Annotated in this window: 17 protein-coding genes and 1 pseudogene; 15 read left to right on the top strand and 3 right to left on the bottom strand. The window is 41.7% G+C overall.

Annotated features, from left to right (window positions below):
• Positions 1–101 precede the first annotated feature (101 nt).
• The 11 genes and pseudogenes from AC6I3O_RS23050 to AC6I3O_RS23000 form a co-directional block, all read left to right on the top strand.
• Positions 102–1058 carry a hypothetical protein gene (locus tag AC6I3O_RS23050; RefSeq protein ID WP_497852863.1) on the top strand — a complete coding sequence of 319 codons (957 nt, stop codon included), beginning with the start codon at positions 102–104 and terminating at the stop codon, positions 1056–1058.
• A 30-nt stretch (positions 1059–1088) separates the two neighbouring features.
• Positions 1089–1322, top strand: coding sequence for a hypothetical protein (locus AC6I3O_RS23045; protein WP_491866774.1), 234 nt, complete (start codon positions 1089–1091; stop codon positions 1320–1322).
• A gap of 54 nt (positions 1323–1376) precedes the next feature.
• Positions 1377–2318: a DUF5688 family protein gene (locus AC6I3O_RS23040; protein ID WP_497852862.1), complete on the top strand. Its 942-nt coding sequence runs from the start codon at positions 1377–1379 to the stop codon at positions 2316–2318.
• 9 nt (positions 2319–2327) lie between these two features.
• Positions 2328–2981 (top strand): recombinase family protein, encoded by a 654-nt coding sequence (locus AC6I3O_RS23035; RefSeq protein WP_497852861.1) that lies wholly within the window; start codon positions 2328–2330, stop codon positions 2979–2981.
• A 246-nt stretch (positions 2982–3227) separates the two neighbouring features.
• Positions 3228–3479 carry a DUF6718 family protein gene (locus AC6I3O_RS23030; RefSeq protein ID WP_497852860.1) on the top strand — a complete coding sequence of 84 codons (252 nt, stop codon included), beginning with the start codon at positions 3228–3230 and terminating at the stop codon, positions 3477–3479.
• A gap of 173 nt (positions 3480–3652) precedes the next feature.
• The gene (locus tag AC6I3O_RS23025) at positions 3653–4864 is read left to right on the top strand and encodes a hypothetical protein (RefSeq protein ID WP_497852859.1); all 1212 of its coding nucleotides are present in this window, start codon (positions 3653–3655) and stop codon (positions 4862–4864) included.
• A gap of 181 nt (positions 4865–5045) precedes the next feature.
• Positions 5046–6782 carry a hypothetical protein gene (locus tag AC6I3O_RS23020; RefSeq protein WP_497852858.1) on the top strand — a complete coding sequence of 579 codons (1737 nt, stop codon included), beginning with the start codon at positions 5046–5048 and terminating at the stop codon, positions 6780–6782.
• Positions 6775–7824, top strand: coding sequence for an ATP-binding protein (locus AC6I3O_RS23015; RefSeq protein WP_497852857.1), 1050 nt, complete (start codon positions 6775–6777; stop codon positions 7822–7824). The genes AC6I3O_RS23020 and AC6I3O_RS23015 overlap by 8 nt, the downstream gene beginning before the upstream one ends.
• Before the next feature lie 45 nt (positions 7825–7869).
• The gene (locus AC6I3O_RS23010) at positions 7870–8088 is read left to right on the top strand and encodes a hypothetical protein (protein WP_497852856.1); all 219 of its coding nucleotides are present in this window, start codon (positions 7870–7872) and stop codon (positions 8086–8088) included.
• 121 nt (positions 8089–8209) lie between these two features.
• Entirely contained in the window at positions 8210–9745 is a 1536-nt protein-coding gene (locus tag AC6I3O_RS23005; RefSeq protein ID WP_497852855.1) for a recombinase family protein, read from the top strand.
• A pseudogene (locus AC6I3O_RS23000) lies at positions 9732–9887 on the top strand (sporulation transcriptional regulator SpoIIID); the annotation flags it as partial. The gene AC6I3O_RS23005 and the pseudogene AC6I3O_RS23000, both read left to right, overlap by 14 nt.
• 62 nt (positions 9888–9949) lie before the next feature.
• On the opposite strand, the gene AC6I3O_RS22995 reads toward AC6I3O_RS23000, so the two are convergent.
• The gene (locus tag AC6I3O_RS22995) at positions 9950–10534 is read right to left on the bottom strand and encodes a helix-turn-helix domain-containing protein (RefSeq protein ID WP_497852854.1); all 585 of its coding nucleotides are present in this window, start codon (positions 10532–10534) and stop codon (positions 9950–9952) included.
• Between the two features lie 184 nt (positions 10535–10718).
• On the opposite strand from AC6I3O_RS22995, the gene AC6I3O_RS22990 reads away from it, so the two are divergent.
• Both AC6I3O_RS22990 and AC6I3O_RS22985 read left to right on the top strand, forming a co-directional pair.
• Entirely contained in the window at positions 10719–11318 is a 600-nt protein-coding gene (locus AC6I3O_RS22990; RefSeq protein WP_497852853.1) for a class I SAM-dependent methyltransferase, read from the top strand.
• Positions 11319–11330: 12 nt separating this feature from the next.
• The gene (locus AC6I3O_RS22985; protein ID WP_497852852.1) at positions 11331–11840 is read left to right on the top strand and encodes a GNAT family N-acetyltransferase; all 510 of its coding nucleotides are present in this window, start codon (positions 11331–11333) and stop codon (positions 11838–11840) included.
• 99 nt (positions 11841–11939) lie between these two features.
• Here the strand turns inward: AC6I3O_RS22985 and AC6I3O_RS22980 are convergent, their stop codons facing one another.
• Complete coding sequence (locus tag AC6I3O_RS22980; protein ID WP_497852851.1) at positions 11940–12683, bottom strand: B3/B4 domain-containing protein; 744 nt, start codon at positions 12681–12683, stop codon at positions 11940–11942.
• Between the two features lie 131 nt (positions 12684–12814).
• On the opposite strand from AC6I3O_RS22980, the gene AC6I3O_RS22975 reads away from it, so the two are divergent.
• A complete protein-coding gene (locus AC6I3O_RS22975; protein ID WP_497853577.1) occupies positions 12815–13816 on the top strand; it encodes an aldo/keto reductase in 1002 nt (333 codons plus the stop codon).
• Between the two features lie 10 nt (positions 13817–13826).
• Here AC6I3O_RS22975 and AC6I3O_RS22970 read toward each other — a convergent pair whose 3' ends face one another.
• Positions 13827–15179 carry an MATE family efflux transporter gene (locus AC6I3O_RS22970; RefSeq protein ID WP_497852850.1) on the bottom strand — a complete coding sequence of 451 codons (1353 nt, stop codon included), beginning with the start codon at positions 15177–15179 and terminating at the stop codon, positions 13827–13829.
• A 186-nt stretch (positions 15180–15365) separates the two neighbouring features.
• Between AC6I3O_RS22970 and AC6I3O_RS22965 the strand changes: the two genes are divergently transcribed.
• A complete protein-coding gene (locus AC6I3O_RS22965; RefSeq protein ID WP_497852849.1) occupies positions 15366–15794 on the top strand; it encodes a DUF3842 family protein in 429 nt (142 codons plus the stop codon).
• The last annotated feature ends 90 nt before the right edge of the window (positions 15795–15884 follow it).

Genomic DNA, 15884 nt, shown 5'->3' with positions numbered 1-15884 from the left:
TTTGGATGAGACTGAAATAAAGGAAGTTTCTAATAGAATGAAGGATTTCGTGAGGAGAGGCAGAAAAAGTCTCTCCTTATCTTATATTGTGGAGGTGAAGTATGCCAGATATCAAAGAAGAATTAGCAAAGAGAGCGTCAAGCCTCAGAAAGAAGGAGTCTGGGGATGAGCCGGAACGGGAAGAAACCGTTGGCGAGGTAGACTGTGAGAAAGCGTTTGTCCGGTTATTGAGGGCAGACGAAATCGAATGCCGGGTATCGACCATCAATGAAAGGGGCTTGAGCCTTCTTTTATTTAAGGACGCACGGGTAGACCAGAAGATTCTGGATGAGACGTTTACGCCCTTTGGATGGAAGCGGACACATCAAATCATAGATGGGAATTTATATTGCACCGTGGAAATCTGGGACGGTGAGAAATGCCAGTGGATTGCCAAGCAGGACGTAGGGACAACCAGCTATTCGGAGAAGGAGAAAGGGCAGGCTTCGGATTCATTCAAACGGGCCTGCTTTAACTGGGGCGTGGGAAGGGAATTGTATACGGCGCCGTTTATCTGGATTGGTGCGGGAAATGCCACGATTCAGAAGAGAGACAATAAGTTTACAACCAGTGACAGGTTTTCGGTACAGTCCATTTCTTACAATGAACAGAGGGAGATAACTGCCCTTGTGATTGTAAATGGAAAAGGCGTTAAGGTGTTTGAATTAAAGCCGAGGCAGAAAAGCAGACAGGATACAGGAAACCAGCAGAATACCGGAGGTAAGCCAGATGAAGGACAAAAAGCAGAATGTAAGGAGAATACCAGCCAGGAGACGGGAAACAGGGAGAAAGCCGGACAGGAATTGGAAAATCGGCAGAATCCCAGTCAGAAGCCAGAGGAAAGCCGGATTACGGACATGCAGAAAACCGTTTTAGAGCAGGAGTTAAAGCGTACAGGGGTTCCGGTTGAGAATGTGTTAGCCAGATACAAGATACATAAGCTGGAACAGATGACGCCGGAGATTTATACGAAGGCATTAAGCGGGCTGAAAAAAACCAAAACAAAAGAAGCGGCATAATGCTGTATTTACAGAGGAAAGGATAGAGTCATGTTAATTAGAGATATCTATAATAGAATATTTGCAGAAACAAAAGAGATGGAGAAGAATGACCATGAGATAAGCGATGAATTGTCTGCGTTGTTCAAAAATGTGGATTTAAAGGAGATTACAGATGAAGAATTTACAAATCTGATGTGCCAGGCATGTGCCATCGGGGAACGGCAGGGATTTGTATCCGGATTCCGTGTTTTCGCAAAAATCATCTGCGAAGCCATCTCTTAGGAAGAATAAAGATTATTTATGTATGGAAAGGGAAAGAAAATGGAGAAAAAACGAATGAATTATGCGGAGTTTAAAGAAGCGTTAAAAGACGCCCTGCAAACACGTTTCCTTGGAAGGGCGGAAGTATATTTTCAGAGTGTGAAGAAAACAAATGATACGGCAAAAGAAGCAGTCGTTTTATGGAAGAACCAGAAAGAACCATGCCCGACCATCTATCTGGAGGAACTGTATCAAGGATACCAGCAGACAGGAGGTTTTGAAAAATATGTAGAAATGATTGTACAGATATGCGAGAATCCTTTGTTTTCCGTTAAAGAACAGATTCCAAAGAAGTGGGAGGAGGTAAAGCACCGGCTTCAAATGCGGGTCATAAATAAGAACTGGAATACAGAGCTTCTAAAGCAAGTACCTTATAAGGAATATCTGGATTTTGCAGTTGTATTTTATATTCTTGTGAAAGAAGAACAGGAAATGATAGCCTCAGTGCTTGTGAATTGGGAACAGATGGAAACTTGGAAGGTAGGGTTAGAGGGGCTGTGGAAAACAGCTCTGAGAAATCTAAAGAAAGAAAGTTTCCGAGTAGAATCCGTAATGGAATTTGTTAGGAAAAAGCTGCTTCGGGAAACGGCTGACCCAGGCATGGCAGAACTGCTTACGAAGCAGGTAGAAGCAGGAGAAATAGAGGCTTGCCTGGCAGGGCTTGAACAATTACATGTGGTGAAGAATCCAAGCGAGAGTTATGGAGGGAGGGCAATCTTACGGGAGGATTTGCTGCGGGAATTTGCGCAAGAGCAAGGTGGGGATTTCTACATCCTGCCTTGCTCGGTACATGAACTATTGTTACTGAAGGATACCGGACGAGTCACAGCAGAGGAATTGAAGAAGATGGTTTGTGAAATCAACCATGGTTTCGGTATGGTAGAGCCAGAGGCAAGGCTGTCGGATTCTGTTTATTATTACAACAAGGAGACGGAAAGAGTTGAGATAGTTGCATAACAGGGTAAAATGAAACGAACAGGGGAGGACGAAGCCATGCAGAGAGTCTTTGGATATGCAAGGGTCAGTTCAAAAGAGCAGAATCTTGACCGTCAGATTGGCCGTTTAAAGCAGTTTGTCTTACCTGAGAATATCCTGATGGACAAGGCAAGCGGAAAGGACTTGGACCGACCGGCATACCAGGCATTGAAGGGGACATTGGGATTACGTGCAGGGGATACGCTTATCATTACATCATTAGACCGCCTGAGCAGAAGCAAGGCGGATATACGGAAAGAATTACAGTGGTTCCAAGACCATCAGATACGGTTAAAAGTTTTGGATTTGCCTACATCACTGGTGGAAGTGCCGGAAGGCCAGGAGTGGATTGTGGAGATGATTCATAATATACTCATCGAAGTGCTTTCGTCTATGGCAGAGCAGGAAAGGCTTCTAATTAGAAAGAGACAGAGTGAGGGAATCGAGGCGGCGAAGAAGAAGGGAAAACATCTTGGACGACCCAGAATGCAGATTCCGGAGGAGTTCCCAGAGGTTTATGCCAAGTGGAAGGAGGGACAGCTCAGTGCGAAATCTGCCATGATAATGCTTCGGATGGCAAAAACCAGTTTTTATCGGCTGGTGAACCAGTATGAAGCATGTGTAGTTCCAAAAGGTGTAGATTGATTGGGACATGTTCCAAAAATAAAAATAGACTTTTGGGGAGGCCAATCCGAGGCGGGATTGGCCAGTCCCAAAAGGTAGAGGTTTTGGAATGGATATTTTAGTTTTATACCCTTCTATTTTTTCGGAGTTTATGATAATCTAAGATATAATAAAAATAGTTGTATGAGAAAAACAGACTCGGCGGTATCGTAATAGAAGAAGCATTTCAATATGAAATGGATAGGTTAATAAGGGAGAGTGAAGGGAATGGTAAGAGATAATAATCCGTTTTATATATTGGCAAAAAAGTTTGATGAAGAAGGATGTATTGCATATAAATGTAAGAATATGAATGAAGCAAGAAATGTTCCGAATACATTGGAAGCGCTCAGAGGTAAAGATGTGCAGATTGTGATATTAGATAACCCCGAAATATATTCAGAGTATGCGCCATATAAATATATTGACGACCTCAGAGAATTCATGAATCAGGCCGGAAATTTGAATCTGGTAGTATAGTTGGTTCTATTGATACGGGTTTTAGTGGTTAGATAAATGAATTATATTTTGGCAAAATACTCTAATAAAAAAAATTAGTGAAGATAGGCTCAAAAATAACCGTTATAATTGATAGGTGATAGATGATTTTTTTAAAGTGGAGTATTTTGTATTTACGAAAGAAGGTTAATAATATGGAACGGTATTGTTTTGCAGAGAAAGAATTAAGTGGAAGTAAGTTGGAAGTTTGTCCGTATATTAGAGTTGATATTTTTACGATGATGGAGTGTGCTAAAAATTATGCGCCATCTAATTTGGCAGGAAGTGAAGGAGTAGTGAAAGAAATCTTACCGCTATTTCCAGAATGTGAAGCAGAGATACAGAAATTGTTTTCTCCTAGAAATGATGAGGATTATGCAGAGTCAGATAAAGACATGTATTATGATATTTTGGATTCTAGCTTTTCTTCAAAATTAGTAGACTTAGATGTATATCTACATATTTATTATACATTATTATATAAACAAAATAGAGATTGTTATATACCATTCACAGAAACAAGATGGCCACCAGAGCAGATAAAGAAAATACGTGAAAAAAGAAAAGACTGTAAAAAATATATTAAGGACCATCCGGAAAAGGTTATACCTTTTATCATTAAAGAAGAAAATATAGAAACTTTTAAAGAGGCGAAAATACAGGATTTTGCGCCTAATGTTACTAGGCTATATTATCTATCTAGCAAATTTCGGTTGCTTTTTACGGATACAGAAAAAACAAATGCAGGAAAATATAGTTATGAAGAAATGAGAAGAATTTTTGATTCAGATGATATTTCAGTTAATAGAATAGAAGAAATTTGGCTATGTGAATATTTAGTGGGGATTAATCTAGCTATGATGTTTTATTCCTTTTTTAATCCAATATTGAAAGATATTGGTTTCCCGGTTATTGAAAAGGAACTTAGTGATATAATATGTAAAATTATCCGGGAAATTATGAAGGTGGACGGGATATATACTCGGTGCTTATTAGTACATAAACTGAAGATAGTATATGAAATAAAATTAAAGTCAGAGTTATTTAACAGTAAATTTAATTATAAGGAATTATTGTATTATATATATGAAGAAATATTGCATAAAAGAATGACTGTATATGTTGAAACAATGGAACAGTTAAAAAGAGAGGTACTCAGCTATGGAAATGGTGAGGAATTGGAAAAAACTTTTTTAAAAGAGTTGAAAGAAAGCAGTGAATCGTTAATTCAAGAATATTTAGGCTGTTCGGATGGATATTACTTGCTAAAAAAATTACCAAGGGTTACTGTTGGTGAAAAAGACAGAATGTATATGTTAATTCAAAAGATAATATTAAGTGAAAGAAAAGAATGGGTGCTGTCCTAGTGGGCAGCACTTTTTGTATGATTAGACAAATAATATTTAATATGAGCAAAAGTTTTTAATTGCTTCTTTTGTGTCAAGCTACGAGGGGAAAAAATAGATGGGGTGTTTTTAAAGTCCCCTTTTGTGAGTGGATTTTGTTTGGTCTATAATTGGGGTACAAACATTAAAGGAGGCAGACGAAATGGTATCAATTTTTGATGAAGTACCCAACCGGAATGATATGGCAGAGCTGATACATGAGGTCAGAGAAGGAAATGGGCTGGCTGTAGAGATGGCGCAAGCCTTGAATCAGCGTATAGACCAAGAAGCAAAAAAATACCGGAAAAAGAGGCGGAAGGAGGTGAGGTCATGGATGATAGCACAGGCTGATCGGTTTAGTATTGTCAAACATTATGATGATGATACACAAGATATCGAAGATTTAACGCTGAATATTATCCCGGATTGCGAAACATTTCATATCAAATTTCAAGGAATAGACGCTGAATTTCTCTATGTTGGCTTCTATTTTACATCCTCTGATTTTTGGATTTTTGGATTGAAGGGGAAAATTGATGGGAAGTTTCTGTATAATGCAATGATTGCAAATGGTGTTGTTTTCAATGCAAGAATTAGACAAGGTACTATTCAAGATTTACTATTTCAGTTTTTTAAACCGGAGATTGCAAAAAGTAAAAGAACACTTGAAATTCCGGCTTTGGGAGGCTGGTTCAACAAAGTTTTTTATTACAGGGAAATGTTTATGTTTCGGGAGGAAGAAGGGCTACCGAAGTTGCCGATACATAAGAAGAGTCTCAGCGAATATGAGAAAAATGAAGGGTGGGAAAAGAGATATTTCGATAAAATTAACCAAATTACGGACTGGGAAATTCGACTATTGGTGGTAACTTATTCGCTTGGTGGTATGCTTAGCAGCTTGTTGGAAGAGGGCGGATTATTCCTTGAAAAATTTTTAAATTTTGTTCTGTTATCTGATTTGAAAATTGGCGAATTGACAACTTTTTTTCAAATTTTTAATAGAAAAAAGTTAGAATTTAAGGCTCCCACCATAGAAAAAGCATTGGAAGCGAAAGATGAAATTTTCCTGTTGGATGCACGTTTGGATGATTCTCGAACACCATACAAACAGAAGCGGCAAGAAAATCAGTGCAAAGGAATTGCGGAAAAAATTGTGAAAAGAGAGTGCACTTCGGAGGATGGTTATGTGGTAAGTTGTCCGGTTGTTGTTTTTTCAGACCATTTATCCAGAAGCCGTTACGCCTGTAACATTTTCATTGATGAATTTATGATTCATAAATCTAATAGCAAGGATGAAAATGATGTAATCGGAGTCTTTTTCTATCAAATTGCAAAGTTCTGTGAAAAGAAATATGATGTCATCAAGGAATTATTCCAAAAAGCCGCAGTAGAGAATCACGAAAATGCGTGGTTTTATGCAGCCTTTAGAGTTTATAAAGAATTTTGGTTTTATTTAGGATTCGATGTCAGAGAGAGGTTAAATCTTCCGCAAGAGATTAACTTCGATGAGCTTTTACAGGATATGATGACCTTAAACGATGATTTTGTCGATGATTTTGTGACGGTTATTCGCCGGGGAATCTCAGATTTTCCAGTTAAGGAAAAACGGCGTGGCGAGAAAATCGAGGGGTATATATGCTATACGGAGGAAGATTTAATAATTCCGACCGATATATTAAACCAAATGCTGGAAACTTACGGCTTATTGCGTGAAAAAAAGAAGATGTTATCAGAATTGCGTGAAAAAAATTATCTTATTGCAGATGATGGAGGCTATTCTAAGCAAATTAAAAGCGGAGAGAAACGTATCGAAGTCGTGCAAATTAAGCGTCGAATCTTTGAGCGACAAGGGTTGGCAGATATTGTTGACTTAGGAAAGGAGGAAAAATACGATGATTAAGGACAAGGAGGGACATGAGGTTCATTTGATGGGGGAAGCGAACGGACATAAACTGATTTACGGCAATTCTGGTCAAGGGAAAACGTTCTTCCTTATGCGGGAGTTGGAAAGCTATTGTGAGCAAGGAAAGACAATCTTGATTCTGGATTATTCCGGAAGTTTTACGGAGAAAGAAATGGTGGAGAAGAAATTTTTATATCCAGATAAAGTTAAACGCTTCAACTTAGACGAGGAGGAGTCGTTTCAATGGACATTCTGCGCCGACAGCATAGAACTGTGCATAAAAAATGTCGCAGACGCTTTGGGGGAAGTTTTGAATTGCGGCAGCTATTATCAGAAAAAGTTACTGGAAGAAGCCGTTAGGCGTACTGTGGAATCTGGAAACGGTCTTTGTATTTCACGTTTGCTGAGGATTGTCGAGGAAATGCTTCTGGAACGGCAAATAAATGAGAACGCTGGCAGAACAGTGGAGAATCTACAGCATTTGTTGACGAGATTATTTCCCTATGAAGATATCGACAACTTTGTAATAAGAAATCAAGAGGCGCAAATAGATATGGATGACCCTCTTACTATCATTGATATTAGTTGTTATCCTGAAGGTCAGAGGCGGTTTTTGACAAGATTAATAGTATCGTTGTTATGGAGAGAAGCATACCGCCCCAAAGCGAAAAGCCGGTATGAGATTCTGGTGCTTGATGAAATGCAGTTTTTAGCTGTGAAAGAGGGCAGCACACTGAATTCCATGTTGCATGAAGGCAGGAAAAAAGGATTATCCCTTCTTCTCAGCACACAATACATCAGCCATTATGGTGAGGATGAGAAAAGTGCGCTTCACCAGGCGGATACGAAGATTATCTTCCGTCCGACCCCGGAGGACCGCAGATATTCGGCAAGGATAATCGCCCCAATGAATCCTCGGATATGGGAAAGGGAGATGGAGAGTTTGAAAAAAGGCGAGGCGCTATTAAAGGGGCATTACCGCTTGGATAACCGAAACAGAATTCTTGATACGCCGCTTATAATCAAAGCATTTCCGTAAAACAGTGCTAAAAAGCCATGAGATGGCATACGTTAGAGAAACCAGTTGAAAGAGATAGTAAGGGAGGCGGAGACAATCAGCAAAAAAAGTAAATTAAATTTTAGATTCCACAATCCAAACACCCCAGAGGCGACGGCAGATTACATAGTTCAGATTTTTATTGCTGCTAACACGGGGAGAGTGGAGAAGGTTTTAAATCAAAATGCCTCCAAGGGAGACAAAGAAGAAGAAAGAGGAGAAGGAGAGAACCGCTGCGTAAGTTAGCGGTTCTCTTACTTGTATGGAAAAAGCAAAGGTATCATAAAATAGCCTTGTCTTTTTTTCCGCTACATTATATAATGGAGTTGTAACAGAACGCTATTATTTAGTTAGAAAGGTCTAAGATATGAATATTGCTGCTTATTGCCGTGTTTCTACAGATAAATCCGACCAGCTCAATAGTTTAGAGGCACAAAAGAAATTTTTCACTGAATATACGCAGAAAAATGGTCATGACCTTGTAAAACTATATGCAGATGAAGGAATTTCCGGTACAAAGATTAAAAACCGCAAAGAATTTCTCCAGCTTATGAAGGATGCGAAACAAGGATTATTTGATATGGTGGTCGTAAAGGACATATCCCGTTTTGCGCGTAATACGGTAGACCTTTTACAGAGTATCAGGACTTTGAAAGCATTAGGTATTGAAACGACGTTCCTGACGGCGAATATGACCGTCTTGGGGCAGTCGGAGTTCGTTCTGACAATATTCGGCGCACTGGCGCAGGAAGAAAGTGCGAATACTTCCAAACGTGTGAAGTTTGGGAAAAAGATGAATGCCGAGAAAGGACGAGTGCCGAATATTGTATACGGTTATGATAAGACAAATGGCGACTATTTTAACTTGGCAATTAATAAAGAAGAAGCAAACATAATCCGCCAGATATTTACATGGTATATCGAGGAAGGATATGGGGCAGCTAAGATTGCGAATATGCTCAATGAGAGAGGATGTAAGACGAAGCGGGGCTATAGCTTTAGCCAGAATGCAATCTGTCGTATTTTAACGAATGAACTGTATACCGGAAAGATTATTAATGGGAAAGAAGAAGTAACGGATTTTTTGACTGGCACAAGAGCAGAAAAAGACCAGTCTGAATGGCTGGTAAAAGACCGCCCGGATTTGAGGATTATTGAGCCGGAACAATTTGATAAAGCACAGGAAGTATTGGCAGGACGCCATGGGGCATTTAATATGAAGCGAGAGAGACAAAGCAACAAATATCTTTTTAGTACACTGATAAAATGTAAGGAGTGCGGGTGGTCGTTCCGGCGGACAGTCCGTACCTATAAGAACACATATGTACGGTGGGTATGTTCCGGGCATAATGGAAAAGGTGCGGATAACTGTCCAAATGCAGTCACGATTGATGAAGAAGAATTGATACGGGCATTGGAAGAATATTTTGCAGAAATGCTGAAATCAAAAAAGAATGTCATTGCCCATGTAGTAAAAGAATTTGTCAAGATTTACAAAGCAAAAGATGAAAATGAGAATTATGAGAAGGAATTAAATGACAGCCTTGCAAGAATGAAAAAGACCCGGCAAAAATATATGGATATGTATACGGATGATTTAATCAGCAGGGAAGAACTGAATGAGAAGATTGGAGGGATGAAGGCAGAGATTGAGAAGTTGGAAAATAATCTGAAGCTGGTTCAGTATAATCTGGACAAAGGCGGCCAGTTAGAAGATGTGATAAGAATGACCTTCAAGCGTATAGAGGATATCGTGTCTGTCAGGGATATGACGAATGAGCAGTTAAAACAGATTGTCCAGAAGATAGAGGTAGACAAAGAAGGAAATGTTGATATTTACCTGCGTCTGTTTGGAGATTTGGGACTGGATGAAACCGTTCTAATTAGCAACAACCATACATAAAGATGTAACAGAACGTCTCCTCCAAGTCAATCCGTCCTTAGCGGCGGAAGCCCGTAAAATACTGGATCTCAACAAGTCCGAGCGTCACATCCGCGGTGGACTTGCTACCCGGGAGAAATATCTCCATCTGGAACACAGCTAAAGGAGGCTGCTGCAAAATGTAAAGGGTATCAGCAGCCCCGTCCCAACTGAAAAATCAATTCGCTACACGTATTGATAAAACAGCCCATGCTTCGTACAATACCATAGCAGTTTTCCATGTGCAAATGCAGGTATCCGCACCTGAAGATCCCATTCCGGATATTGTTTGCGAAGCATAATGCTGTCGCCCGTCAAGAGCGCCGTAAACGCAATATAGTGTTCCCGCGTCATCGGATGATTGCTTGTAATAAAATAGTTATCATCAATCATTTCTACATTCAGTTTCTCGTCCTCACCTGCTTTTATTGGCTGCTGAGGACTTAGCTTTTTGCCGCAGCAAGAAACGTTCGTATCTGTCATTGCGGTAATCATATTACCACAAGCCGGACAGATATAAAAATTCATTTTCTTCATATTCCCTCCTAAAATCTCATTTTCATCCATCTCCCCGGAAAGCAGTTTTTCCAAATCCACATGAAATATATTCGACAAATCCGTAAGCAAAGAAACATCCGGACAGCCCATGCCCCGCTCCCATTTTGAAACCGCCTTGTCACTGACGCCCAATTGTTCTGCCAACTGCAATTGAGTCAGCCGATTCTCTTTCCGCAGCCTGTAAATGAGCTGCCCGATTTTTACATTATCCATCTTATTTTGCTCCTCCTCATACCATTATAATACAGAAACTTTTAATTTCAATAAACGTTCCGTAGAGAATGCTCAAAGGTGTGCTTGATAATATGAATCGTAAGGAATATAATATGTTTACGTAGCAACCGTAAAGTTCTGTAAGCGTACACAGGAACGCGAATTTTGAAAGGAGAAGGCGCTTATGTTTTGGGATAAAGTATCTGGATTTTATGATTTTTTTGAAACAGTGTATAACCGTAAGGTGTACCGTGGATTAGGTAAAAAAGTGGCAGAGGAAATTATGCAAAACGACATTGTCTTGGAATGTGCCTGTGGGACAGGCGCAATCACCAGATATATTGCACCGAAATGTAAGCGAATGATTGCAACGGATTTATCCAAAGGAATGTTAAAGCAAACTTCAAAAAAATGCAGGAAATATCAAAATATTAAAATAAAATGTGCAGATATGACACGGCTCAACTGCTATGATAATAAATTTGATAAAGTAATCGCAGGAAATGTGATTCATTTGTTGGAAGACCCCTATCGAGCAGTCAAAGAGCTGGAGAGAGTATGTAAGCCGGGCGGTAAAATCATTATTCCCACATATATTAATATGTCTGACGGGGGAAATAAAAGAGCAGTGCGTCTGCTTGAGGCGGCGGGCGTAAATTTTAAGCGACAGTTTAACATCGATTCCTACCGAAAATTTTTTGGAGATGCAGGGTATAAAAATGTTGAATATTCTATCATTGACGGAAGAATACCTTGTGCCGTAGCCGTCATTACAAAGCAATAGGGGAGAAACTTCATGCAGATAGAATTATTTTCAAATCAATATAAAGTCCTAAGGCTTGCCGACCGGAACGTGGATGAAATATATGGGCTGCTCAGTAAAAATGTCTTATACTATGAATATTGCCCGCCCTTTGTTACGCGGGATTCCATTCGTGAAGACATGAGAACTTTGCCGCCCGGAAAGGACGGTAAGGACAAATATTATGTCGGATTTTATCAGAATGAAAAGTTGATTGCAGTTATGGATTTGATAGACGGATATCCTGAAAATGACATTGCGTATATCGGATTTTTCATGACAGATATTTTGCGGCAGAACGAAGGCGTCGGAACCGCAATCATTGAAGAGCTGTGCGGTTATCTTGCAGAACAAGGATATCGTTCTGTCCGTCTTGCATGGGTAAAGGGAAATCCGCAGTCGGAACATTTTTGGATGAAAAACGGTTTCATTCGGTTAAGGGAAACGACGAGTAATGCGGCAGACGAGGTGATTCTGGCTGAAAGAATTCTAGACACGAAATAACCTTAGGTTATACTTGTCTGTTTCCGCCAATGGTACATGCCGAAAAGCCTCAGCGTAGCCCGCTGCTTGGCTCAGCGGGCTGAATCCGTCGGCGGAAACTTACACAATCCAGCGCTGGATATCTTTTGCACCGGCATATTTTTCCAGATATTTCTTCCCGTATTCCATTGCCTGCTCCAAATCCTGATTCTCTGAGAAAGAATAGATAAGGGTTAAGACTTCGGCTGCCTCTTCCGTAATCATGGCGCGTTCAGAGTCGCTGGTAGAGCTTCCGATTGCCCCTTCGTCATCTGCCAGCACGGGAAGCCCGCCAATCTTGATTTCATCCTTTCCGATGCCCTTATAAGTCTCATTGTCCCTGCCCACACGGAAAATTAGCTCAGCCCCGATTTTGCCTGCGTCATACGAACCCACCGAGAACCCGGACTGAATAGAAATTAGGTTGTTGACGTCAACCACCGTATTTACCTCATAAAGCCCTTTCCCCTGTCCAATTCTGCGAATCAGAGCCTCGGAGGAAACGCGGTAACGGCTGGGGTCTTTCCCGAACGCCTTGTAAGCCTGGCGGGATTCCTTGATATTGGGAATCTCATTGACACCGTAGTCAAAAATTGCGTCCTTCACTTTTTTGAAAATTTCCTTCTTGAGGTATTTCCACATCTCTTCGTTCTTCTTCTCCACTTGAACGCTGTACTGAAAGCAGCCTACCCTTGTTGCAGGCCAGAGCGCTTTCATATTCGGATCAATCTGTAAATGTTTCATTGTATCGACTCCTTTTTTCGATTCTGTAATATCAGTGGCATTATCGGTATCTTTTGATATCATTTCTGCTTTTTCTATCATAAATCTTTTCCCTGTGTTTTGCAACTTTGCGGCTGTAAAAATATTGCGTTATGTTCTTTTGTTTTTTATAATAGATAGTGAAAGGTAAAGCGTATGGACGAAAATAAGGAGGAGAAATGAATCATTTAAACATGTATGCGGCAAAACAGGAACGTTATGAGAAAATGGAATATCACAGAGTAGGCAGGAGCGGATTAAAATTCCCGGCAGTTTCGCTGGGGCTTTGGCACAATTTTGGCTCTGGGGACTCCTATGATAATATGCGGGCAATGTGCAGGACTGCTTTTGACAACGGCATCACCCAGTTTGATTTGGCAAATAATTATGGGCCTGACAGCGGCAGCGCGGAGGAAAATTTGGGGAGGCTGATGGAGGACGATTTCAGGCTCTACAGGGACGAACTTTTGATTACCACAAAGGCAGGATATCATATGTGGGAAGGACCTTATGGAGATTTTGGGAGCAGAAAGTATCTGATGGCAAGCCTTGACCAGAGTTTGAGGCGGATGAAACTGGATTATGTGGATATTTTCTATCATCACCGGATGGACACGGAGACGCCGCTTGAGGAGACCATGACTGCGCTTGCGGATATCGTAAGGAGCGGGAAGGCGCTCTATGTGGGAGTGTCCAACTATGATAAGGAATATACGGAAAAAGCCTTGCATCTTTTGCGGGAACTGCATTGTCCCTTTATTGTGAACCAGAGGAGGTATTCCATATTCGACAGAAAAATCGAGGAGGACGGGGTGAAATCATTCTGTAAAGAGAATGGAGTCGGGATTATTGCGTTCAGCCCGTTGGCACAGGGACTTCTGACGGACAGATATCTCCATGGAATCCCTGGGGACAGCCGGATTGCCCGGGACGGCAGGTTTCTTCATGAAAGTGATTTGACAAAAGAGCGGCTGAACCAGATTAAAAGGCTCAATGAGCTGGCAGGACAGCGAGGGCAGACGTTGGCGCAGATGGCGCTGTCCTGGGTCTTGAAGGATGATGAAGTATGTTCGGTTCTGATCGGCGCATCGAAGCCGGAGCAGATTTTAGAAAATATTTCCGCTGCGTACAGGGCAGACTTTACGCAGGAAGAGTTGAGGGCAATAGAGGAGATTTGCGGCAGTATATCTGCGTGAAAAGCATTGTTTAAATGAGTTTCAGATGTTTTTTCCTGTAAAAATAATAGAGTATCAGCAGAACTGCCGTAGCTATCCATGACATGGGATAGCTGACGAGTATTGCCGACAGATCGTGCCACCGGGGAACAACCAGCAGAATCCAGGGAAGGCGCACACAGCATACGCCGCCCAGCGTAATCAGGGTTGGAAACAGCACGTCGCCGATTCCGCGCAGCGCCCCGGAAAGAATTTCGACGAATACGAAAACAATATAGCTGGGCGTTATATAGCGCAGCATATAGACTCCGATGTCAACCACATTTAAGTCCGTCGTAAATATATGGTACAGCGGTCTGCAGAAGACCATCAGGAATACCAGCAAAAGCCCGCATATGCCAAGGGACATGCCGAGACAGACGCGGACGCTCTTGAATACCCGGTCGTACCGCCTTGCTCCGTAATTCTGGCCGGAAAATGTGGTGATTGCGATACCGAAAGCCCCGCATACCGTCCAGAAAATGGCGTCCAGTTTGCCGTATGCCGCCCATGCCGCGGCGGTATCCGTCCCAAGTCCATTTACCGCTGCCTGAATAATGATATTAGTAATACCGTACATGCAGGATTGAAGCCCGCTGGGGAATCCAATGCGAAGCTCGGATTTCAGCATGACGGGAGCGATGCGGATAGCGGGAAGGGACAGTTTCAGCGCGTCGTAACTGGTCATCAATGCCCGCGTGACCAAAACAGCGCTGACTGATTGGGAGATTACGGTTGCAACTGCGACGCCGGCGATGCCGAGATGGAAGACCAGAACCATGACGATATCCAGAACAATGTTCAGCAGGCAGCAGATAATCAGGTAGTACAAGGGACGTCTGGAATCCCCGATTGCCCGCATGATTCCGGAACCCATATTGAAAATCAGCACAGAAATCATTCCCAGAAAATAAATCCTGAGATACAGGATGGAATCGGTCAGTACGTCTGCAGGTGTTTTCAGGGCAGTCAAAAGCCAGGGGGTCAAAAACCAGCCGAGAACAGCGATTGCCAGGCTTGCAATGATTGAAAATGCATAGGCTGTATGTAAGCTCTCGTGGAGGTTCCGTTCATTTTTGGCGCCGTAATGCTGGGAAATGATGACGGTCGCCCCGGCGGAAAGCCCGGTAAAAAATCCGATAATCAGATTGGACAGAACGGCGGCCGAACCGCCCACGCTCGCTAAGGCTTGTTTCCCTACGAACCTGCCCACAATGACGGCGTCTACCGTGTTGTATAGCTGTTGGAATAAAGTCCCTATTACGATTGGAAAAAAGAAGATTAATAATTGCCGCCAGATAACGCCTTCGGTAATCTGGTTTTTTGCTGTTGCTTCATTTGTCATGTTATACCCGCTCCTTTGTACCGACTATATCATATTTGGGAAAATAAGACAAGCTGTCTGGGAAGTTCATGTGTTGGTAGAGCAGCTCGCTTGCGTAAAAAGATTTCTTTTTTATGCCAAATATGTTAAAATACAAAGTACAAGCAAATAGAATGCTAAAAAAGTTTGTGAAGACGAGGTGCTTTTATGAACATATTAATTATTGACGCCCAGGGGGGCGGCATGGGAAGACAGCTTGTCACTTCTGTAAAAAAGGAATTCCCACAGGTGGAAGTTACGGCCGTAGGCACGAATGCCTTGGCGTCATCTAATATGCTGAAAGCAGGCGCAGATCATGCGGCGACAGGGGAGAATGCAGTGATTGTTGGATGCAGAAGGGCGGATTTGATTATCGGTCCCATTGGGATTGCTATTGCGGACTCTATGTATGGTGAGATTACTCCTGCGATGGCGGCGGCGGTCGGGCAGAGCAATGTCAAGAAGCTGCTGATTCCAATTAACCAATGCAATAATGTGATAGTCGGGGTAAAGGATATGTCCATGAGCGATATGCTGGAGGCTGTGATTGAACAGTTAAGGGAAATCATTGACATAAGAGGAATTAAGGTAGTATAGTATTTTTGATGTAAGAAATTGGCAAGCAGGTGAATCGGAAGGCAGAAGTCTTCCAAAGAACACAGAAGTGTTGAAGATATCGCGATGCAA

This window comes from Sporofaciens sp. St.21A7 (genome assembly GCF_059728535.1).
The sequence above is the reverse complement of the archived record's forward strand: the minus strand, read 5'-3'. Positions and strand labels throughout refer to the sequence as shown.